The organism is Roseiflexus sp. (assembly GCF_057785375.1).
This window is the reverse complement of sequence record NZ_JBYNRX010000087.1, coordinates 1-22,316: the sequence shown is the minus strand read 5'-3', so window position 1 is coordinate 22,316 and position 22,316 is coordinate 1. Positions and strand designations below refer to the sequence as shown.

General features: G+C 60.4%; 22 protein-coding genes. 21 read left to right on the top strand and 1 reads right to left on the bottom strand.

Annotated features, from left to right (window positions below; translation table 11 throughout):
- Positions 1–3: 3 nt before the first annotated feature.
- A complete protein-coding gene (locus AC3EA7_RS16475) occupies positions 4–999 on the bottom strand; it encodes an HD-GYP domain-containing protein (protein ID WP_488615164.1) in 996 nt (331 codons plus the stop codon).
- Between the two features lie 406 nt (positions 1,000–1,405).
- On the opposite strand from AC3EA7_RS16475, the gene AC3EA7_RS16470 reads away from it, so the two are divergent.
- The 21 genes from AC3EA7_RS16470 (at position 1,406) to AC3EA7_RS16370 (ending at position 21,963) form a co-directional block, all read left to right on the top strand.
- Positions 1,406–2,593 (top strand): MalY/PatB family protein, encoded by a 1,188-nt coding sequence (locus AC3EA7_RS16470; protein WP_488615163.1) that lies wholly within the window; start codon positions 1,406–1,408, stop codon positions 2,591–2,593.
- Positions 2,594–3,461: 868 nt separating this feature from the next.
- On the top strand, positions 3,462–4,295 hold the full coding sequence (locus AC3EA7_RS16465; protein ID WP_488615162.1) for a 6-carboxytetrahydropterin synthase: 834 nt from the start codon (positions 3,462–3,464) through the stop codon (positions 4,293–4,295).
- 294 nt (positions 4,296–4,589) lie between these two features.
- On the top strand, positions 4,590–5,258 hold the full coding sequence (folE, locus tag AC3EA7_RS16460; RefSeq protein WP_488615161.1) for a GTP cyclohydrolase I FolE: 669 nt from the start codon (positions 4,590–4,592) through the stop codon (positions 5,256–5,258).
- 111 nt (positions 5,259–5,369) lie between these two features.
- On the top strand, positions 5,370–6,068 hold the full coding sequence (locus AC3EA7_RS16455) for an SDR family oxidoreductase (RefSeq protein WP_488615160.1): 699 nt from the start codon (positions 5,370–5,372) through the stop codon (positions 6,066–6,068).
- Between the two features lie 98 nt (positions 6,069–6,166).
- Complete coding sequence (locus tag AC3EA7_RS16450; protein ID WP_488615159.1) at positions 6,167–6,796, top strand: helix-turn-helix transcriptional regulator; 630 nt, start codon at positions 6,167–6,169, stop codon at positions 6,794–6,796.
- A 55-nt stretch (positions 6,797–6,851) separates the two neighbouring features.
- On the top strand, positions 6,852–7,634 hold the full coding sequence (sufC, locus tag AC3EA7_RS16445; protein WP_488615158.1) for a Fe-S cluster assembly ATPase SufC: 783 nt from the start codon (positions 6,852–6,854) through the stop codon (positions 7,632–7,634).
- Positions 7,635–7,636: 2 nt separating this feature from the next.
- A complete protein-coding gene (gene sufD, locus AC3EA7_RS16440; RefSeq protein WP_488615157.1) occupies positions 7,637–8,848 on the top strand; it encodes a Fe-S cluster assembly protein SufD in 1,212 nt (403 codons plus the stop codon).
- Between the two features lie 61 nt (positions 8,849–8,909).
- A complete protein-coding gene (locus tag AC3EA7_RS16435; RefSeq protein WP_488615156.1) occupies positions 8,910–10,154 on the top strand; it encodes a cysteine desulfurase in 1,245 nt (414 codons plus the stop codon).
- Positions 10,155–10,159: 5 nt separating this feature from the next.
- The gene (sufU, locus tag AC3EA7_RS16430) at positions 10,160–10,558 is read left to right on the top strand and encodes a Fe-S cluster assembly sulfur transfer protein SufU (protein ID WP_488615155.1); all 399 of its coding nucleotides are present in this window, start codon (positions 10,160–10,162) and stop codon (positions 10,556–10,558) included.
- Positions 10,559–10,585: 27 nt separating this feature from the next.
- Positions 10,586–12,001: a Fe-S cluster assembly protein SufB gene (sufB, locus tag AC3EA7_RS16425; protein WP_488615154.1), complete on the top strand. Its 1,416-nt coding sequence runs from the start codon at positions 10,586–10,588 to the stop codon at positions 11,999–12,001.
- 830 nt (positions 12,002–12,831) lie between these two features.
- Positions 12,832–13,242: a hypothetical protein gene (locus AC3EA7_RS16420; protein WP_488615153.1), complete on the top strand. Its 411-nt coding sequence runs from the start codon at positions 12,832–12,834 to the stop codon at positions 13,240–13,242.
- Between the two features lie 127 nt (positions 13,243–13,369).
- A complete protein-coding gene (locus AC3EA7_RS16415) occupies positions 13,370–13,687 on the top strand; it encodes a non-heme iron oxygenase ferredoxin subunit (protein WP_488615152.1) in 318 nt (105 codons plus the stop codon).
- A gap of 89 nt (positions 13,688–13,776) precedes the next feature.
- Positions 13,777–14,622 carry a sulfurtransferase gene (locus AC3EA7_RS16410; protein ID WP_488615151.1) on the top strand — a complete coding sequence of 282 codons (846 nt, stop codon included), beginning with the start codon at positions 13,777–13,779 and terminating at the stop codon, positions 14,620–14,622.
- A 5-nt stretch (positions 14,623–14,627) separates the two neighbouring features.
- Positions 14,628–15,086, top strand: coding sequence for a SufE family protein (locus AC3EA7_RS16405; RefSeq protein ID WP_488615150.1), 459 nt, complete (start codon positions 14,628–14,630; stop codon positions 15,084–15,086).
- Between the two features lie 33 nt (positions 15,087–15,119).
- Complete coding sequence (locus AC3EA7_RS16400) at positions 15,120–16,238, top strand: PLP-dependent cysteine synthase family protein (RefSeq protein WP_488615149.1); 1,119 nt, start codon at positions 15,120–15,122, stop codon at positions 16,236–16,238.
- Between the two features lie 218 nt (positions 16,239–16,456).
- On the top strand, positions 16,457–16,948 hold the full coding sequence (locus AC3EA7_RS16395; protein WP_488615148.1) for a M67 family metallopeptidase: 492 nt from the start codon (positions 16,457–16,459) through the stop codon (positions 16,946–16,948).
- Positions 16,949–17,269: 321 nt separating this feature from the next.
- Positions 17,270–17,551 carry a MoaD/ThiS family protein gene (locus AC3EA7_RS16390; RefSeq protein WP_488615147.1) on the top strand — a complete coding sequence of 94 codons (282 nt, stop codon included), beginning with the start codon at positions 17,270–17,272 and terminating at the stop codon, positions 17,549–17,551.
- Positions 17,552–17,581: 30 nt separating this feature from the next.
- Positions 17,582–18,733, top strand: a complete 1,152-nt coding sequence (gene moeB / locus AC3EA7_RS16385) for a molybdopterin-synthase adenylyltransferase MoeB (protein ID WP_488615146.1) — start codon at positions 17,582–17,584, stop codon at positions 18,731–18,733.
- Positions 18,734–18,803: 70 nt separating this feature from the next.
- Positions 18,804–19,013: a preprotein translocase subunit SecG gene (secG, locus tag AC3EA7_RS16380; protein WP_011997856.1), complete on the top strand. Its 210-nt coding sequence runs from the start codon at positions 18,804–18,806 to the stop codon at positions 19,011–19,013.
- A gap of 135 nt (positions 19,014–19,148) precedes the next feature.
- Entirely contained in the window at positions 19,149–20,819 is a 1,671-nt protein-coding gene (locus AC3EA7_RS16375; RefSeq protein WP_488615145.1) for a peptide ABC transporter substrate-binding protein, read from the top strand.
- Between the two features lie 277 nt (positions 20,820–21,096).
- A complete protein-coding gene (locus tag AC3EA7_RS16370) occupies positions 21,097–21,963 on the top strand; it encodes a sulfurtransferase (RefSeq protein WP_488615144.1) in 867 nt (288 codons plus the stop codon).
- Positions 21,964–22,316: the final 353 nt, after the last annotated feature.

The window sequence follows — 22,316 nt, the reverse complement described above, 5'->3', positions numbered from 1 at the left end:
GCGTCACGCCGCCGAGGTATGATGCGCAATACCAGTATCATTTGGCGCAATCAGACGTTTTTGCTCGATCAGCGCAATAAACAGCGCCGTCAGATCCGGATCCCACTGAACTCCGCTTCGTGCGCGCAACCGCTGAACGGCGCGCTCTGGCGACAGCGCCCGCCGGTATGGGCGATCCGTGGTCATGGCATCGTAGGCGTCGACGATAGCAATGATCCGTGCGCCAATCGGAATCTCCTCACCCCGCAGTCCACACGGATAGCCGCTGCCGTCCCAATGCTCGTGGTGACCGAGCACAATCGGCGACACCTCGCGCGCAAAGCGCATGGGAGCGATGATCCGCGCGCCGCACTCAGGATGCTGCTTGATCTGCGCATACTCTTCAGGAGTCAACGGCGCCGGCTTCCGCAGAATACTGTCTGCCACGCCGATCTTGCCAATGTCGTGCAACAACCCGCCCTGCCATACGGCGCGCCTCAGGTCGCGCCCCATGCCGGCGGCAGTCGCAAGTTGCTCGCCATAGTACGCCAGACGCCAGAGATGCCCCTCGGTATACATGTCTTTCGCCTCAACCGCCAGCGCCAATGCAACAATGACGCTTTCGGTGCGCTCGAGTTGATCGGTCAGGCGTTTGGTGCGCAGTTGCAACTGAATTCGGACGCGGAGCAGACGCTCATCGAACGGCTTGGTCAGAAAGTCATCGGCGCCCGCCTCGATGCCGCGCCGACGGTGCTCCGGGGCATCGAGCACGGTCAGCATGGTGATCGGTATCAGCGCAGTGCGTGGCTCCTCCTTCAGCCGACGGCACACCTCGAATCCGTCATAGTCCGGCATCGTGACGTCGAGCAGCACCAGGTCTGGCAGTTCTTTCAGCGCCAGGGTCAGCGCCTCACGCCCATTGCACGCTGCCAGCGCGACATACCCTTCCGCTTCGACAAAGCGGACAATCGCTTCACGCATGACGGGGTTGTCATCTGCTACCAGGATTTTTGCCGCCAACGTTCGCTCCTTCTCTGCTACAGGGCATTGAGCAGGATTGTACCGACGGATGTGTCCGTCCCAACTTATGGAATAACACCTGGATTACCAGGTGTTATAGTACAATAAGAATTCCCTGGATCTTTCAGGCGATGCGCACATGAGGCATTACAATGGCATCTCATGCGGACGCACCGGAGCGTGCGGCGCCCCTGACGCCCATTCCGATCCGTAGAGAGCGATCAACCAGAAGTTGCACAATGTTGCCCATGTTGACCGTCTCGCGGCTGGCGTTGGCTTCGACAGGCTCAGCCAACGCCAACCGCTCCATGTTCGTGATTGTCCAGGTTCAGGTTGATCGCTCTATGAGAAATAATCGCTGCCAACCGCCCAAAAGATACCCTGGAAGAAAGGAATCATGCCATCTATGCCACACGACTTCGATCAGGTCTTTGATCGCCGCCGCACCGGAAGCATTAAGTGGAGGTTCTATGGTGATGATGTGCTCCCTATGTGGGTGGCGGACATGGACTTCCCTGCGCCGCCGCCGATCCGTGCTGCGCTGCACGCCCGCGTCGATATGGACGATTTTGGCTACGAATTGCCATCACCCGCGCTCGGTGAATGTATCTGCGAGCGGATGCACCGTCTCTACCAATGGGACATCACACCAGAGCAGATCGTTTACATCCCCAGTCTGGTGAGCGGTCTCAACGCCGTTTGCCGCGCCATCGGCGAACCCGGTGACGGCGTGCTGGTGCAGACGCCGGTCTATCCGCCGTTCCTCACCGCTCCGACCAATCAGGGGCGCGTGGTGCAAATGGCGGAATTGGCGCCGATCCCAAATGGACGAACCTTCGCGTATCGGGTGGATTACGAGCGCATGGAAGCGGCTGTGAATGACCGCACGCGCCTCTTTATTCTGTGTAATCCGCACAATCCAACCGGCGAAGCATATAGTCGCGAAGAATTGATGCGGATGGCGACCTTTTGCGAGCAGCACGATCTGATCATCTGCTCCGATGAGATCCATTGCGATCTGTTGTTCGGCGATACGCGCCACACGCCGATTGCCACACTCGCGCCTGAGATCGCCAGCCGCACCATCACTCTGATGGCGCCCAGCAAAACCTTCAACATCCCGGGCCTCAAAGCCAGTTTTGCCATTGTGACCAACCCGAACCTGCGAAAGCGCCTGATGACCGCAATGGACGGCATCGTGCCCTGGCTCAACTCTTTTGCGCTGGCGGCAATGGAGACGGCGTACCGCGATTGCAGCGACTGGCTGAACGATCTGCTCGCTTATCTCACAGAGAATCGTAATGTTGTTACGCAGTTTGTCGCCGAACAGATGCCACAGATCAAAACGACTGTACCGCAGGCGACCTATCTGGCATGGTTCGATTGCCGTGAGGCGGGCATCAAAGGCAACCCATACGAGTTTTTCCTCCGCGAAGCAAAAGTGGCGCTGAACGACGGAACGCCGTTCGGCGCCGGCGGCGCAGGGTTCGTCCGCCTCAACTTCGGTTGCCCACGAACGCTGCTGCTGGAAGGGCTGGAACGGATGAAGTTCGCTCTGGATCGGATTCCGCCTGATAGCCTCTCACAAGGGTAACTCTTTTTCCGGCAACACACCTTGCCGGTCATTAGAACGCCGGTACAGACGAGGCAGCGTCCCACCCATCTGCCTCATTAAGCAGGGGCGGGGCTGAGACTCGCCTCTGTCTGATCTTGCGCGGGCATGAATTCGGTATAGCCTGCGCAGGCGGGCTTTGCAACCGTAGCCCGCGGCTTCAGCCGCCGGGCAGACCGAGGTTGCTCATACCAGCTGCGGTCCACGACACGCCTGCCGATGCTCGTTGACCGTTGCGCCTTGCCCAACGAACGCACGAACATGTCGTCTGACTGACCGCAAGTTGGTATTGAGTCCACGGCACACCGGCTTCACCACCAAGGGCATGAAGCGCACGAAGGGGCAGAACCATGAAGTGCATTTCCTTCGTGTCCCTTGGCGACCTTCGTGGTTGCTGCACAGAGGCTTCACCACCAAGGGCACGAAGCGCACGAAGGGGCAGAACCATGAAGTGCATTTCCTTCGTGTCCCTTGGTGACCTTCGTGGTTACCTTCGTGATTACCGCTTTTTGCAGCAATGACCTACATTAGTATCAGCTTCGTGCCCGCAGCGGCGCCGGGCGCATCATGCCTGCATTCACAACCACCATCCTTGACAAAACCCGTGCAAAGAGTGTATTGTTATACAGGTGCATAACGCGGTACACTTCGGTCATACGCCCCCGGTCTCGCCCGGCTCCCCGAACGAGAAGCAAGAGGTCGGCTTCCCTGCTGTTTCGCCCAAAAGGCGAGGCAGATACTGCGTGCGTTATGCAGATGAGACTTGTCAACCCTCTGTCGCTGAAGCCCGGTCGAGCCTGTGTGAATGCGGGCGATGTATGCGCTGAGGGTAAGGAAGGAGAACATGCTCATGGTTTACGCAACTCGTCGTTTCGAGTTTTCCGCAGCGCATCGCTACTGGCGAGCCGACTGGAGCGCTGAGGAGAACGAGCGCGTTTTTGGACCGTGCGCCAATCCGTATGGGCATGGGCACAATTATACACTCGATGTCACGATTACCGGCGATCTCGACCCACGCACCGGCATGGTCATGAATATGACCGAACTCAAAGCGCTGGTGTCGGAAGTGCTGGAAGAGTTCGATCACAAGCACCTGAATGAGGATACGCCCTACTTTCGCGATCAACTGCCGACGACCGAAAACATTGTGCGGGTGCTGTGGCGATTGATAGCGGCGCGTTTGCCGGACACAGCGCGCCTGGTGCGGTTGCGCCTGTATGAAACCGGCGATCTATGGGCGGAGTATGACGGAGCGGATGACACGACCTTTGCGCGCATGTACGCGTTCTCTGCTGCACATCGGCTGCACTCGCCGATGCTTTCCGATGAAGAGAACCTGGCAATCTACGGCAAGTGCAACAATCCGAACGGGCACGGTCATACGTATACCCTTGAGGTGAGCGTCGATGGGCCTGTTGACCCTGATACCGGCATGGTCATCGACCTGACAGCAATGGACCGCATCGTGCGCAGCGTACTCGACCGTCTCGACTACCGGCATCTCGACCGTGAAATTGCTGCGTTTGCCACACAACCCTCCACTGCCGAGAACATTGTGATCTATCTGTGGCAGGAACTCGCGCCGCGCTTCGAGGGGCGGCTGCGCCATCTGAAGTTGTGGGAAACGCGCAAAAACGTGTTTGAATATGCCGGACCGGGCGCATCGCTGCCGAACACGAGGTAAAGCCTCAGAATCTGAGGTTGCCGTTCACGAGACTGCCCAAACGCCCATATGCCACCATCACCGCGAAGTAACAAGGGATAAGGGCGGGCTTGAGATCTGCTCTAGCGTCGCCTTATTAAGGAAGATCAATCTAAACCCGGACAAACACGCTTGCGCTTGTGGAGCGGTTAGCGTTGGCTTCGACAAGCTCAGCCAACTCCGATCACGAGATTGTCTGGTATCCGGTTGATCTTCCTACTTAGACCGCCTTGAAGTACCGGGCAACCGGATTTGTAGTATCGAGGACCAACACCGATGACATACCATAATGGCCACCATGACCGTGCACTTGCAGATATCGACGAGCATGAGTACGAACCGCTCATCGTTCAGGGGCGCGGCAAACTCGAAGGCGTGAGTTATCACTCCGACCCGGCGATTGAAGACGCCGTGCGCGTCATCCTGAAACAGATCGGTGAACAACCCGAGCGCGAAGGGTTGCTGAAGACCCCGTCGCGCGTCGCCAAAATGTACGCGGAACTGACCGCCGGGTACCACATCGATCCCGATGCGCTGATCAACGAGGCGATCTTCAGCGTCGGCTATGACGAAATGGTGCTGGTCAAGAATATCGAGTTCTCCAGCCTGTGCGAGCACCATATGCTCCCCTTTATGGGACGGGTGCACGTTGCCTATATTCCCAACGGCAAAGTCGTGGGATTGAGCAAGATCCCGCGCATCGTCGAGATGTTCGCACGGCGGTTGCAGGTACAGGAACGGATGACAGTGCAAATTGCCGATTTCATCAATCAGCGGCTCGAACCGCTGGGTGTGGCGGTCGTCGCTGAGGGCGTGCACATGTGCGCGGTTATGCGCGGCGTTAAGAAGGCGGGCGCCACCATGGTCACATCGGCGATGCGCGGCGTCTTCCGCGACGATCCGAAGACGCGCAGCGAGTTTATGGCGCATATCGAGCGCGCATGATCCCGTAGGGGCTGATAGGGGGCAGGTCTCAGACCTGCCCTTACGGGTACGGGCATTGTTGAAGTAGGGCCAGGTCTCAGACCTGCCCTTACGGGTACGGGCATTTTGAAGATGAAGACCATCCTCATCACCGGCGCCAGCCGGGGCATCGGGCGAGCGACGGCGCTCGCACTCGCCGCGCCGGGTGCGTCCATGACCCTGGCGGCGCGCTCGGTTCACCTGCTGGACGATGTGGCGGCGGAAGTGCGCGCCGCCGGCGCCCTGGCGACGATTGCGCCATGCGACGTTACCGCCGAAGATGATGTCCGGCATCTGGTAGCGCAGGCAGCCGCAGCAACCGGACGGATCGATCTGATCGTCCACAGCGTCGGCGGCGCCTATGTTGCACCGGTCACGCAGATCAGCCAGGAACACTGGGAAGAGCAGGTGCGCGTTCACCTGACGAGCCTCTTCCTGGTCTGCAAACATGCAACGCCATTCATGCACAATGGCGGCTTGCTGGTGTACGTCGCTTCAGTGGCGGCACGTCAGGTCTTCCCCAACTGGTCGGCCTACTGCGCCGCCAAGCACGGCGCCCTGGGGTTGCTCGGCGCGGTGCGCGAAGAACTGCGTCCACATGGCGTGCGCGTCACGGCGGTGCTGCCGGCGGCAACCGATACCGGATTATGGGACGATCTTCCGGGCGACTGGAACCGCGCAGCGATGCTGCAACCGGCGGATGTCGCCGCTGCCATCGCTGGCCTGGCGTCCCATCCGCCGCACGTTGTGGTGGAGGAGTTGGTCGTCGGGCATGTCGCCGGCAGGTTGTAGCGCCATTATTGAGATCAATATTCACGGTTTCTTCTGTTTTTATTGACAATAGCATCACCGTCTGGTATACTGCGCACGAAGCGTGGAGGAATAATGCGATGACACTGGCGCAGTATACCGAAGATTCGCCGGCAGGGAAGATTCTGACCTACCTGCGGCGTCATGGCGAAGCGACGATCAAAGACCTGGAAGAGTTGTTGGGCATCAGCACGACGGCAGTGCGCGAGCACCTGGCACACCTGGAGGCGAAAGGGTTGCTGGCGACGCGGCAGGTGCGCGGCGGTCTGGGGCGTCCCAGGCTGGTCTACTCGCTGACATCGCGCGCTGAAGACCTGTTCCCCAAAGAGTACGATACGCTGGTGACGATGCTGATGCGTGAGATTGCCAGCCGCGAGGGGAAAGAACGCCTCAATGCACTGCTCGAAGCGGTTGGGCGCCGCATGGCGGAGGAGTATCGCGGTCATGTCGTCGGTGATGACGTGGAGGAGCGCCTGATGCGTCTCCGCGTCGTGCTCGAAGCGCGCGGCATTCCGGTTGCCGTCACGCCCGAGGGCGCCTTGCAGGTGTTCTCATGCCCATACCACGACGTGGCGCAGGAGCATGCCGGGGTATGCACAATGGAGCGCCGCATGCTCGAACAGGTGCTCGGCGAGCGGGTGGAACTCGAAGGAACCATCCGCGAAGGGCGTCGCAATTGCCATTTCCAGATTGCGCGATCTTCGGATTAGCGCGTTTCCATAGTGGTCATTCAACCGTTTGTCTATGAATACAGGAGTTCCTGCATTGAACAGCGATCTGGTCATTAACGATCTGCGCGTCAGCGTCGAGGACAAAGAGATCCTCAAAGGGGTCAATTTGACGGTCAAAGCCGGTTCGATTCATGCCATCATGGGACCGAACGGCAGTGGTAAGAGCACGCTGGCGTACACCCTGATGGGTCACCCCGGCTACACAGTAACCAGCGGCGAGGTCTGGTATCAGGGGCGCAACATTCTCGAACTTGAGCCGGACGAGCGCTCGAAACTCGGGCTGTTCCTCGCCTTCCAGTACCCGGTGGCCATTCCAGGAGTGACGGTGGCGAACTTCCTGCGCGCGGCGATCAACGCCCATCGCGCCGAGGAGGGGAAGGACCCGAAGGAAACCGCCATTCCGATGGCGCAGTTCCGCAAGCAACTGCGTGAGCAGATGGCTGCGCTTGGCATCGATGAGGGTTTTGCCCGCCGCTATCTGAACGAAGGTTTCTCCGGCGGTGAGAAGAAGCGCATCGAGATTCTCCAGATGGCGATGCTGGAACCCAGCATGGCAATTATGGACGAGACCGACTCGGGGCTTGATATCGATGCGCTGAAAATCGTTGCGCAGGGTGTGAACACCCTCTATGCGCAGCATCCCGAGATGGGCGTGCTGGTCATTACTCACTACCAGCGTTTGCTGAACTACATCAAGCCGCACTTTGTGTCGGTGCTCATGGATGGTCGGATTGTACGCGAGGGCGGACCCGAACTGGCGCTCGAACTCGAAGAGAAGGGGTACGACTTCATCCGCGAGGAGGTTGCAAGCGCGTGACTATGAAGACGTTCCCTCCACTTGGCGAAATCAGCGACGCTCTGGTAACCGAGATGTCGCAGGCTGCGGGCGAACCGGAATGGCTTACCGCGCAGCGCGTGGAAGCATGGCGTTTCTTCGCCTCGGCTGAACCGCCCTACTGGCGTCGTACCGATCTGTCGAAGTTCAGGCCGGAACAGGTGATCGTCGCCGCCGACACCGCTGCGACCAGCGTCTATTACGAAGAAGACCTGACGGAAAAAGGAGTGGTGCTGGTCACGCTGGAACAGGCGCTCCGCTCTCACGAGGCGCTCATCCGGCAGCATCTCGGCGCTGCCATCGTGTCGACGCGCCATAAGTTCCTGGCGCTCAACGCGGCGCTCTGGCGCGATGGCGTCTTCCTCTATGTGCCGAAGAACGTTACCGTCGAACTGCCACTGACGGCAGTCTTCTCGATGCCGATCCCCGGCGGGGCGATCATGCCGCGCAACCTGATCATCCTCGACGACGGCGCCAATGTGACGTTCGTTGAGGAGTATCATTCGACTGCGGCGTCCGATCAGGCGTTTGCGGCGCCGGTTACTGAAATGTTCCTGGGAAATGATGCGACGTTGCGTTTCATTGCGGTGCAAACGTGGGGCGAAGATGTGTACCACATTGGCGCCCAAAAGGCGCGTGTCGGGCGCGGGGCGACGATTGAGTGGGCAGCGGTGAACCTGGGCGCGCGCGTCCAGCATATCGAGGCGGAAACATCTCTCGAAGGGGATGGTTCGCGCGTCGAATGGGTGGCCGCCACGTTCGCCGGCGATCATCAAAATCTGTTGACGGCGCCCTGGCTCCGCCATATCGGTGCAAAAACCGAAGCGCATATGGATTTCAAAACCGTGGTGAAAGATCAGAGTTACACGACCTTTGATGGAATGATCAAGATCGAGCATCAGAGCCGCGCCACGGTTTCGCGCCTCGAAGAGCACGCGCTGCACCTGTCGCCAAAGGCGCGTAGCGACTCGATCCCTGGTTTGATGATTGATACCAACGATGTCGCCAGAGCGGGGCACGCCTCGACGAGCGGCGAGGTGGACGAGGAGCAGTTGTTCTACATGCGTTCGCGCGGCATTCCGCGGGACGACGCTATCCACCTGATCGTCACAGGGTTCTTTGAGCCGGTGCTTGATCGCATTCCTCATGATGCTCTGCGCCGGCGCATCGCAGACATGATCGAGGCGAAGATTTGATGTTCGCCGGTATGGAACGGCGCACCGTCGCCGTTCCGTCCTTTATTTGCGAAGGTGCGCAATGACCGCGAGCGCTGCTTTGAACCTGTTCGATATCATTGCACTACGGCGTGAGTTCCCGATCCTCAATCAGTCGGTGAACGGCAAAACGCTGGCGTTTCTCGACAGCGCCGCGTCGTCGCAGAAACCGCGCCGCGTGATCGATTGTCTGGAGGATTATTATCGGCGCTATAACGCCAATGTGCACCGCGGCATCTATCGCCTGAGCGAAGAGGCGACCTTCGCCTTCGAGCGGGCGCGCGGCAAGGTGGCGCGCTTCATCAATGCATCCAGCCAGCGCGAGATTGTCTTTGTGCGCAACACCACCGAGGCGATCAACCTGGTGGCGCGCAGTTGGGGCGATGCGAACCTGCGCAAGGGAGACCGCATCCTGCTCAGCATTATGGAGCACCATTCGAACCTGTTGCCCTGGCAGATGCTGGCGCAGCGCACCGGCGCAAAACTGGAGTTTCTGCCGATCGACGGTGAGGGCCGCCTGATGCTCGACAACCTGGACGCGCAACTCGCAGGGGTGCGCATAGTGGCGATCACCCAGCAGTCGAATGTGCTGGGGACGATCAATCCGGTGGCGGAGATTGCGCAACGCGCGCACGCCGTCGGCGCGCTCGTGCTGGTGGACGGCGCGCAGAGCGTGCCCCATATGCCGGTGGATGTGCAGGCGCTTGGCATCGATTTCCTGGCGTTCAGCGGGCATAAAATGTGCGGTCCGACCGGCATCGGCGTGCTGTGGGGACGACGCGCGATCCTGGAGCAGATGCCGCCGTTCCTGGGCGGCGGTTCGATGATCAAGGTGGTAGGTCTGTACGAATCGACCTATGCTGATATTCCGGCGCGCTTCGAGGCGGGTACGCCAGCAATTGCCGAGGCGATTGCGCTCGGTGAGGCGGTCGATTTCCTGCAGGAAATCGGGATGGATCGAATCTATGCCCACGAGCGCGAGTTGCTGGGGTATGCGCTCGAACGCCTGAGTGAAGTCGAAGGGCTGCGGGTGTATGGTCCAGCCACCACTGAGATGCGCGGCGGCGCAGTGAGTTTCACGCTCGATAACGTGCATCCGCATGATGTCGCGGCGGTGCTCGACAACGAGGGGATTGCCGTGCGCGCCGGGCATCACTGTGCGCAACCGCTGCACGCGCACTACGATATTCCCGCTACCACGCGCGCATCGTTCTATCTGTACAACATTCCAGAAGAGGTTGATCGATTGGTTGCCGCACTGCGCAAGGCGCGCACGCTGTTTGGATAAAGGGCATGGACGACCTGTACCGCGAACTTATTCTCGAACACTACAAACATCCGCGCCGTCGCGGTCGGCTTGAGCGCCCCGATGTCAGCGCCGAGGAACACAACCCGCTGTGCGGCGACCGGGTGCGGATCGATCTGCAGATCGAGAATGGCGTCATTACCGATGCGCGCTTCGATGGGCGCGGCTGCGCGATCAGTCAGGCGTCCGCCTCGATGCTGACCGATGAAATCATCGGGATGCCGGTTGAGCAGGCAAAGCAGTTCAGTAAGGAACAACTCCTGGCGCTGATCGGTATTCCGTTGAATCATAATCCGGTGCGCATCAAATGCGCACTGCTTCCGCTCAAAACACTGAAGGCAGGGTTGTATGGCGTGGGTCATGCGCCCGATGACGACGAGTTGTAACCATCTTTCGGGAGAGGAGTGCAATCAATGGCGGTCACAGCAACAAACCTGGATTTCGATTACACGAAGTACGCGTTCCGCAACGAAGAGCGATATATTTTCAAGTCTGAAAAAGGCTTGAATGAAAAGGTCGTTCGCGAACTGTCGGGCATGAAGGGCGAGCCGGAGTGGATGCTCAAGCGCCGGTTGCAGGCGCTCGAAATCTTCCGCAAGAAGCCGACGCCGCTGACCGGCATGTGGGCGAACCCGGAACTGGCGGAATTGAACTACGACGAGATCCACTACTTCGTGCGCGCCGGCGAGCGCCCGCAGACCGACTGGGACGCCGTGCCGGCAGAGATCAAGCAGACCTTCGAGCGGCTGGGCATTCCTGAAGCAGAGCGCAAGTTCCTCGCTGGCGTCGGCGCACAGTACGAGTCGGAAGTCGTCTACCACTCACTGCGCGAGGAGTGGGCAAAGCAGGGGGTGATCTTCCTCGACACCGACACCGGCCTGAAGGAGTACCCGGAGATATTCAAGCAGTACTTCGGCACAGTGGTTCCGGCAGCGGACAACAAGTACGCCGCGTTGAACACGGCGGTCTGGTCGGGCGGGTCGTTCGTCTATGTGCCAAAAGGAGTGCATGTCGATATTCCGCTCCAGGCGTACTTCCGCATCAATGCGGAGAACATGGGGCAGTTCGAGCGCACCCTGATCATCGTCGAGGAAGGCGCCTCGGTGCACTACATCGAGGGATGCACGGCGCCGATCTACAGCACCAACTCACTGCACTCGGCGGTCGTCGAGATTATTGTGATGAAGGGCGGCAAGTGCCGCTACACGACCATCCAGAACTGGGCGAACAATATCTTCAATCTGGTGACCAAGCGCGCCATAGCCTACGAAGAGGCGAGCATGGAGTGGGTCGATGGCAACATTGGTTCACGCCTGACCATGAAGTATCCATCAGTCTACCTGATGGGGCGCGGCGCGCGCGGCGAGGTGCTCTCAGTGGCATATGCCGGCAAAGGGCAGCACCAGGACGCCGGCGCCAAAATGGTGCACATTGCGCCGGATACGACCAGCCGCATTACGAATAAGTCGGTCTCGAAGAACGGCGGTAAGACGACCTACCGTGGTCTGGCGAAGGTGGCGCCTGGCGCGACTGGGGCGAAAATCAATGTGAACTGCGACGCGCTCATCCTCGATGAGAAGTCGGCATCGGACACGATCCCGTACATCGAAATCGAGGAAGATCGCTGCACCCTGGCGCACGAGGCGACTGTCGGGCGTATCGGCGAGGAGCAACTATTCTACCTGATGAGCCGTGGCATCGGCGAGGCGGATGCGCTGTCGATGATCGTGCTCGGCTTCATGGAGCCGTTCACACGCGAACTGCCGATGGAGTACGCCGTCGAACTCAACCGCCTGATCCAGCTCGAAATGGAGGGATCGGTCGGATAGCAGGCAAGAGCAAGATATGTCTCTGCTGCTGATCGATGTCTGCAATGGAACGGCGCCAGCGGCATCATCCTTGCGTCCCGCTGGCGCATGGCTCGACCTCAAGTGTCTTAGGAAAAGGCATCGTTGGGGCGCCCTGTGTGGGCGCCCCAACTATTTGCCCATCGAACGCATCACCACCCTTTCCCAGGTTCATGATAGGCGCGCGGGCGCACCGGCGTCTCGCCTTGGGAGCGCCGGCGTCTCGCCCGCATGGCCAATAATGCCGAATACTGGAACGCCTGTGCGATGATTGGGACCGGGGACAGTGTGCGTCTGATCAACAGTCGCGCAGCGGACCTCATACTAATGCGCAGTCATTTAGACAATCATGGTTGTTAAGCACATCATCCGGCATCGCCTGGTGAAGCCCGCGCAGGCGGGCCTGGCGCCCGTAGCCCGCGGCTTCAGCCGCCGGGCGGACGAGCGGATAGCGGAATACGTATTCAACAACCATGATTGCCGGAGCGCTGCGGGCGAACGCCTCCGCTGAGGACGCGAAAGCCCCGCCGGGGTTGCTCATGCCAACTGCGGTCCACGACACGCCTGCCGGCGCGCGTTGACCGTTGCGCCGTGCCCAACGAACGCGCGAACATCTTGTCTGACCGACGGCGATTAGTATCAGAACGAGAACCGGCGGCAACAAAACGACATATTTCCGTCATTCTCCCCAGAGCCGCACACCCGCCCCTAATCCCTAACCCTCCTAAAACCGTTGCTCCAACAATAATTACGACGTGGTACAATAATACCGTCTATACGACAGGTCGCCACTCGTTGGAGGTGCTGCACCGATGCAACCGATAGCCCTAACCCCTGAACTCGTCGCCCGCGCGGGCAAACATATTGCAGCAGCGTTGCGGCGCAATCCAGGAATCGACGCAGCAGCGCTCTGCGCTTTGAACGGTCAGGTGCTGTGGGCAAGCGACCCGGCATTCGAGCGCGCTGCCCCTTCGATTGCTCGAATCGGGATTATGTCGCTCAAACTGTGGGTCAAGGTGCGCTCGGGTAAACTGGATCGGATTGGACTGGTGACGGGGCAGGGCACGGTTGATATCATTTTCGTCCCTCCTATCGGTTCGGTGCTGGTTGCCAGCGGGCGCGATGCGGGAAGCGGTTGGCTGGAGAATGAACCGCTGGCGTTACTCGAAGCGCTTGGACTACCGGCGCGATCCCCGCTCGTCTCGCCGAATGGACGTCCGTGATCCGCAGTTCGGTTCCGGCGCTATCAGGCGCATTCGCATCCTGATCTGACAGTCGGATCCGCGCCCGATTCGCTTTTGACCTCTGGCAGCCCGCCATACTTCGTTGTTTTCTGAGGACCTCGCAATCATGGCTGATTTCGTCAAACTTGCCACTATTCACGATCTGCCCGACGGCGGCATGCGCGCCGTTGAGCATCATGGTCGGCGCATCGCTCTGTTTCGCGTCGGTGACACCGTCTATGCCACCGACGATATCTGCTCGCATGACTACGCGGAACTGAGCGATGGGTTCTTCGACTCCGACGACTGCGTCGTCGAGTGCCCGCTGCACGGCTCGCGCTTCGATGTGCGGACGGGACGCGCACTGACCCTCCCGGCATTCAAACCGATTGATGTCTTCGAGGTGCAACGCCAGGGTGATGATGTGCTGGTGCGGGTCGGCTGAGTGGACGCTTGACTCTTTCCCCCTCTGGGCGTACAATATAGTTGAATAAATTGAGTGGTCTACTTCAGAATATTAGAGGGGAGGTCCTGATGAGTGGCTACGCTCACCCCGAGGCGCTGGTTGATACCGCATGGGTCGCCGATCACCTGGACGACCCGAAGGTGCGGATTGCCGAGTGTGATGAAGATATTCTGCTCTACGATCAGGGGCATATTCCTGGCGCCGTCAAGATCAATTGGGTCGGCGAACTCAACGATCCGATCGTGCGTGATTACCTGGATCGTGAACGGTTCGAGCAGTTGATGGTCTCGAAAGGGATCAGCAACGACACGACGGTGGTGTTCTACGGCGACAAGCATAACTGGTGGGCTACATATGCGCTGTGGGTGTTCAAACTGTTTGGTCATCCTGATGTGCGGATCATGAATGGCGGACGCGCCAAATGGATTGCCGAAGGGCGACCGCTGACGCGCACGGTTCCGTCCTACCCGCCAGGCGAGTACCATGCTCCCGAGCGGAACGATGCGGCCATTCGCGCGTTCCGCGACCAGGTGCTGGCGCATATCCGCCAGCTCGGTACGGCGCTGGTCGATGTGCGCAGTCCGCAGGAATACATCGGCGAGCGTCTGCACATGCCGGAGTATCCGCAGGAAGGCGCGCTGCGCGGCGGACATATCCCCACGGCGGTCAATATCCCGTGGGCAAGCGCCGTGCGTGAGGATAGCACCTTCAAGAGCGCCGACGAACTACGCGAACTGTACGTCAGCAAGGGTATTACGCCAGACGAGGATGTGATCGCATACTGCCGCATTGGTGAACGGTCCAGTCATACCTGGTTTGTGCTGACCTACCTGCTTGGATATCCGAAAGTGCGCAACTATGATGGCAGCTGGACTGAGTGGGGCAATGCGGTTGGTCTGCCAATCGAGAAATAATCCGTATGCCTGCATCAGAAATCCCGCCCGGTTTGCCGCCGCGCCTCCGCGCGATTGTCGAAGAGTTCCGCGCGGCAGACCGGGCAGAAAAACTGGAATTGCTCCTCGACTACTCCGACCGCCTGCCGCCGTTGCCGGAGGAGTGGCGTAGCAATCGCGCCGCCATGGAGCAGGTGCACGAGTGTGCCACGCCGGTGTACGCGACGGTGGAGTCACGCGAGGAAAGCCTGACGTTCCACATCGACGTCGCCGAAGAGTCGCCGACGGTGCGCGGGTATGCTGCGCTGCTGCGCGAAGGGCTGGAAGGCGCCACGCCAGAGATGGTGCTCGCCATTCCGGGCGATTTCTTCTACGCGATGGGCTTGCAGCACGTGCTATCGCCGCAGCGTTTGAATGGCATCAGTTACCTGCTCGCGTATCTAAAGCGACTCGCAGCGCGCGAATTGGCAAAACAGAGTCCATGAAGGATGATCCATCCCCTGGCAGGCGGCGCCATCATGAGCGAGCGTTCCATTGGTGCAACGTTCGCGGCGGTTGAGACAATGACTCCGGAGGAGATGATCGATCTCCCCGGTCGTGAGCAGTCGCAACGCGGCTGCGCTGCGGATGTGGCAGGCGGCGATTGTGACCTATTGGACAGGAACAGTACCGTGATCTCCGGGATGCTTGATGAACGCATTGATCGCCGTAGCACGCTGGTCGATCTGGTCGGGAATACGCCGCTTCTGCGCCTGATCCGGCTCGATCCCGATCTGTCGCCTGAGGTTGCGGTGTATGCCAAGGCGGAGTGGTACAACCCCGGCGGTTCGGTCAAGGATCGCCCGGCGCTGTGGATGATCCGCGACGGCGAACGACGCGGTCTGCTGCGTCCTGGCATGCGCATCGCCGACGCCACAAGCGGCAATACCGGCATCGCCTATGCCACACTTGGCGCTGCGCTTGGTTATCAGGTAACGCTGGCGCTGCCCGCCAATGCAAGCCCGGAACGGCTGCGCATCCTCCGCTCTCTCGGCGCCGAACTCGTGCTCACCGATCCACTTGAGGGGATGGATGCGGCGATCCGCAAGATTCGCGCGCTGGTGCAGGAACATCCGGAACGCTTCTTCTACCCCGATCAGTACAACAATCCGGCCAACCCGCGCGCTCACGAGAAGAGCACCGGTCCCGAAATCTGGGCGCAGACCGGCGGACAGGTGACGCACTTTGTTGCAGCCCTGGGCACCAGTGGCACATTTATGGGAGTAGGACGCTTCCTGCGCGCGCAGAACCCGGAGGTGCGACTGTTCGCCGTCCAGCCCGACGGACCCTACCACGCGCTCGAAGGCGTCAAGCATATGGCATCGACGGCGCTGGTTCCGGGTGTCTACGACCCATCGCTTGCCGATGGCATCATTGAAGTCCGCAGTGAAGAAGCCTTTGCGATGGCGCGACGTCTGGCGCGCACCGAAGGACTGATGGTCGGCGTCTCCGCTGCCGCCAATGTCGTCGCTGCCCTGCGCGTCGCGCGCGAGCTGCGCCGGGGAGTTGTGGTGACCATTCTGTGTGATGGGGCTGCCAAATATCTCAGCGATCAGTTCTGGGACGACGGCGATGGACGGGATGGCGAGGGCATCTGAGCGTTGCACGCGGGAGGGCGTATCCGACCTGGAAGTGTTTCACGTGAAACACGCATGTTGAATGTTGCACGTGGGAAGGCGCATCCGACCCTTGAGGTCTTCGCCGCTGATCAATGACTGCCGTGGAACCACGCCGGTAGAAGAGTCTTTGCTCCCTGCCAGCCCGTCTCCTGACCGCAAGAGTCTTGGAGGGGAATTCTCGACCGGAAAATGCCCGAATGATGATCGTTCTTCCTGACCACGTTCGTGTCGCTATCGCGCGGCATGCCGAAGAAACCTATCCCAATGAGTGCGTCGGGTTGCTGCTGGGACGGCTCGATGGGGTGCGCACTGAGGCGGAGGAAGTCTTTCCTGTTCCCAATCGCTGGACGGTTGAGGTGGGGCTTACGCCAACCGACGCGGAACATTCGCTGCGCGACCGCTTCTACCTCGATCCGCGCGACTACCTGCGCGCCGAGCGCACCGCGCGCGAACGCGGCCTCGACGTGGTCGGGTGTTACCATTCGCATCCCGACCATCCGGCAGTCCCATCGCCGCGCGATCTGACCGGCGCCCAGGGCATCGGCGGCGGTTCGCGGTTTGCGTTCCTCATTCAGAGCGTGCGCGAAGGACGCGCTGTCGAACTGACCGCCTGGACGCTGAACGATGGCGGCACGCGCTTTGTGGCAGAGGAGACGATCAGGGGTGAGGACGGGGAGGTTGAAGCGTAGAGACGTTGCGCTGCAATGTCTCCACACGGAATCGCAAAGTACGAAGGTTTGGTCGGTGTGAAAAGACGTGGAGCAGCGGACGTTGGCTTCGACAGGCTCAGCCAACGTCCGCTGCTCGATGGTCGCCACGGGCAAGCATTGGGCAACATCTGGTTGTTTGCTCTATTAGTTCTTACACCAGGCGGCGGTCAGTCAGACAAGATGTTCGAGCGCCCGAATTCACGTAGAACAACGCGCAATGTTCATCAGGAGTATTGCACGAATGCCCGCACATTGGCATTCGTTCTTAGTTCTCGGTTCTTGGTTCTGCGAGAGGTCACAATGGCAATTACCGTAACGATCCCAACCGCACTGCGCCAGTACGCTGGCGGGAATGCCAGCATCACGCTGGCGGCTGGTTCTGTGGGGCAGGTTCTGACAGCATTGATTGAACAGCACCCGCAACTCGGCAAACATCTCTACAACGAGCAGGGAGCGCTGCGCAGCTTCGTCAACATTTATGTTGGCGACGAGGATATTCGCCACCTCCAGGGAATCGAAACCCTGGTTCCCGACGGCGAAACCGTCAGCATCATCCCGGCAATCGCCGGCGGCGTTCGGTAGTGTTCAGTCATGTTTGTGGAGCGGAGCGCCATGGTTTTAGCTTCTCTGTCGAATGAAGAGATCCGTCGGTATTCGCGGCATCTGATCCTGCCTGAGTTTGGTATGGAAGGGCAGCGCAAACTCAAGCAGGGCAGCGTGCTCCTGATCGGAACCGGCGGGCTTGGCTCGCCGCTGGCGCTGTACCTCGCCGCTGCCGGCGTGGGGCATATTGGCCTGGTTGATTTCGACATCGTCGACGAAAGCAACCTGCAGCGCCAGATTATTCACGGCACATCCACTCTGGGCATCCGTAAAACCGAGTCGGCGAAAATGCGGCTGCGTGACCTCAATCCACATATCGACATTGCCACCTACGAGACGCAGATCACATCCGAGAACGCATTCGACCTGATTCGCCCGTATGATGTGGTTGTCGATGGCACAGACAACTTTCCAACCCGCTATCTGACAAACGATGCCTGTGTCATGCTTGGTAAACCCAATGTCTACGGATCAATCTTCCGCTTTGAAGGGCAGGCGACGGTCTTCTCACCGAAGCATGGCGGTCCATGCTACCGCTGCCTCTATCCCGAGCCGCCGCCGCCGGGTCTGGTGCCGAGCTGCGCCGAAGGCGGCGTGCTCGGCGTGCTGCCCGGCGTCATCGGGACAATCCAGGCGACCGAAGCGATCAAACTGCTCACCGGCATCGGCGAGCCTCTGATTGGCCGGTTGCTGCTCTACGACGCTCTGTCGATGCGCTTCCGCGAATTGAAACTGCGTCGTAACCCCGATTGCCCGGTGTGCGGCGATCATCCGACCGTGACGGAACTGATCGACTACCAGCAATTCTGCGGCATCTCATCCGAAGAAGCACACCGCGACTCAACCATCGACATCATGCCAATCGAAGTCGCGGAATGGTTGCGGAGCGACCATCCGCCCTTCCTGCTCGACGTGCGCGAGGCGAATGAGTGGGAGATCTGCCACCTGCCCGGCGCCGTCCGCATTTCGGTCAACGAACTCGCAGAACGGATGAACGAACTCGACAGCGCCGTCGAAATGGTCGTCTACTGTCGCAGCGGCGTGCGCAGCGCACGCGCCGTGGACCTGCTGCGACAGGCGGGCTTCCGCAAGGTGAAGAACCTGGCCGGCGGCATCCTGCGCTGGGCAGACGAGGTAGACCCCAGTATGCCGAAATACTGAGGTTGGCATTCCGCCGCGCTGATGTTATAATACCGCCCTGTAATCGGAAGTTGAAAAGCAGGACGAAAACGTGGAAATCGCTCTGTATACCGCTCTTATTATCGTCAGCGCGGCATTGACCTTTCTCGTCGTTGTGCAGGGGCGCACCGCCGGTCTGCAACAGCGCGATACCATCTACCGCACGAAACGCGGCATCGAAAAGACAATGCATCAGGCAACGATTGCACTGGCAGTCGTGTTTCTGCTGCTGGCGCTGATTGCCAGCCTGCCAATCTGGTGATATCGATACTTCGCCGCAAGGACAGGTTCCCTATCGACAGAACCGCGCGAGCGTCAGCCTGCAGGCGCTCGCGCCTCACAGTCGCGGCTGCGCCTGCCGTTCAGGGCGTGTGCTGTCGCTCTCCTTGCTAAGCCCATGGCACGCCGCATTCGCTGGCAAATCCTGATAGCAGCAATCAGTACGCTCACGGTGCTCCTGCTTATGAGTTACCTGGCGCTGACCCGCGCATCGGTCGCGCGCCCCATGGCAGGCGGCGATTATGTCGAAGGGGTTGTCGGCGCACCGCTGCATCTCAATCCACTGCTGGTCGATCCTGCCGCTGATCCTATCGCTGCCGATCTCCATCGCCTGATCTTCGAAGGATTGACGCGCCCCGGTCCAGATGGACTTCCTATGCCGGCGCTCGCGGAATCCTGGACGGTCGATGACAGCGGGACGGTGTATACCTTTACCCTGCGCAGTGGCGTCGCCTGGCACGACGGCGCACCTGTGACCGTCGATGATGTGCTGTTTACCTTCCGCGCAGTACAGGGACCGGCATTTGCCGGTGATCAGAACGTCGCCGCCTTCTGGCGCACCGTGCTGGTTGATCGCGCCGGAGAGCGCAGCGTCAGTTTTCGGCTAGAGACCCCCTTTGCACCCTTTCTACGGCTGACCGGCCTCCCGATTCTGCCAGCGCACCTGTTGCGCGATGTGCCGCCGGAACAGTGGGAGGTGACCGCCTTCAACCGAATGCCGGTTGGCGCCGGTCCGTACCAATTGATCGAAGTGGATGATCAGCATGCGTTGTTGCGCGCCAATCCTTTCTACTTTGGATCACCGCCGTTCATCGACACGATTGAACTGCGTTTTTTTCGCACCGAACAGGAAGCGCTTGCAGCCCTGACACGCGGCGAGATCCAGGGGCTGGCATTCCTCAGCACAAGTGCATTGGCGGACGTGACCCTGCCGCGTGGCGTGGTGCGGCGCCGGGCGCTGTTGGATGCATGCACTGTTCTGACCTTCAACCTGCGTGACGGCTCGCTTGCGGAGATCGGGGTGCGCCGCGCTCTGGCGATCGCGCTCGACAAAGACGCACTAATTGCTGGAGTGTTGAATAATCAGGTCAAGCGTCTCGACACACCGATCCTGCACGGGTGGTGGGCTGAGTCGCCGGACGTGGGGTGGTACGAACCCGATCCTGCACGGGCGGCATCTGCGCTCGAGGCGCTGGGATACGCGGTTGGCGCCGATGGCGTTCGCGCGCGAGACGGTCAACCGCTCGTCTTCAACCTGCTGACCGACAATTCGCCAAAACGGCGCGCCGTGGCGGAAGAGATCGCTCGTCAGTGGAGCGCCATCGGCGTGCGCACCGTGATCGAACAGATCGAGTCTGGCGATTTACAGCGCCGGCTGGAAACGCACAACTTCACCATGGCGCTGCATGGCTGGCAGCGGCTCGGTTCCGACCCCGACGTCTTTGAACTCTGGCATTCGAGCCAGGCGGAGCGTGGACGGAACTATGCCGGGCTTGCAGACGCCGATATTGACGAACTCCTTTACACCGCGCGCACGATCTACGACATTGCCGACCGCGCCACGCTCTACGGCGCATTTCAGCAACGCTGGGTCGATCTCGCGCCGGGGATCATGCTCTATCAGCCGTTCCTTATTCACGCTACCGTCGCTGACCTTGGCGACACAATCGCCCTCGCGCCCGACGAAACGGTTGCGCTGCGCATGATTATTGGACGCGAGGGGCGCTTCGCCAATGTCAATCGCTGGTATTTGCGCAGTGACCGTGAGATCCGCGGCGACCTGCGGTGAACGGTATGAGGCGAGAGGCAAGGGGCGAGAGGTGTGAGGCGAGAGGCAAGGGGCGAGAGGTGTGAGGCGAGAGGCGAGAGGTGTGAGGCGAGAGGCGAGAGGTGTGAGGCGAGAGGCGAGAGGTGTGAGGCGAGAGGTGTGAGGCAGGAGGGTTGCAGGTGAGAATATACCCGACCCTTGAAGTCTTCGCCGTTAATCGATTGCTGCGGCCGAACCTCATTAGGGGGCGCTTCTGGCTCTCGGTCCGAACGTATGCCGACCTCGAGGGACTTCAAGTATGACTACTGACCTCCTCGTCTCTCCCGCATGGCTCGCGGATGGCCTGAATGATCCGCATATCCGCATCGCCGATCTGCGCTGGTATCTGCTGGAGCCGGGGCGTGGACGCACGGAGTATCTGAAGGCGCACATTCCCAGAGCCGTTTATCTGGATATCGACACCGATCTTGCGGCTCCGCCGTTCCAGGGACCGGGACGCCATCCCATCCCGTCGCCAGAAGCGTTTGCCGCTGTCGCATCGCGCGCCGGGATTGGTCCTGCAACCCACGTTATCGCCTACGACAGCGTTGGAGGCGCGTATGCGGCGCGTCTCTGGTGGTTGCTGCGCTACTTCGGGCATGAGCGCGTATCGCTCCTCGACGGCGGCTGGCCTGCATGGGTTGCTGCCGGTTTGCCGGTTGAAGCAGGCGAAGTGATGCCGCCGCCAGCCGTATTCATCCCGCGCCCGAATCCGGCGATGGTGGCGGATGCTGATGCGGTTGATGCGCTGCGCCGCGATCCGCGCGCACTGATCCTCGATGTGCGCGCTACGGAACGCTACCGGGGAATCGCCGAACCGCTCGACCCGCGCGCAGGTCATATTCCGGGAGCAGTGTCTGCGCCGTACACCGACAATGTCGATGCTGAAGGGCGAATGCTTCCGGTAGAGACGCTGAGAGTGCGCTACGCCGCGCTTGGCGCTGATCACGCCGAAACCATTGTGTGCTACTGCGGCTCCGGCGTTACCGCCGCGCACACTATCCTGGCGCTCGAACGCGCAGGCTGGAAGAACACGCGCCTCTACGAAGGCTCCTGGAGCGACTGGTCACGCGACCCGTCCCGTCCTGCCGCCACCGGACCGGAACCCGGAGGGGTTGAAGGTTGAAGGTGGGAAGGTAGGAGCAAGCGGTCCGCTTACCCGCGCCCGTCCGACCCTTGAGGTCTCCGCCGGTGATCAATTCCAGTCGTGGAACCCCGCTTGCGGAAGAGTCCCCGCCCTCTGCTGGCGCCCGTCCAGACCTCAAGGGTCTTTACCGCCGGACGCCTCCCGGCTTCCTGGTGCATCTCCCTAGCGCGGCGCTCCTATCGGAACAGACAGGACATGCGCGCGGTGACGGTCGCCGGAGGCTGGCGCGCCACACGCGTGTGCGCTAACCCGCAGTGGCAGGCGGATGTGACCGTCACCGCCGGACGCCTCCCGGCTTCCTGGTGCATCTCTCCGGCGCGGCGCTCCTATCG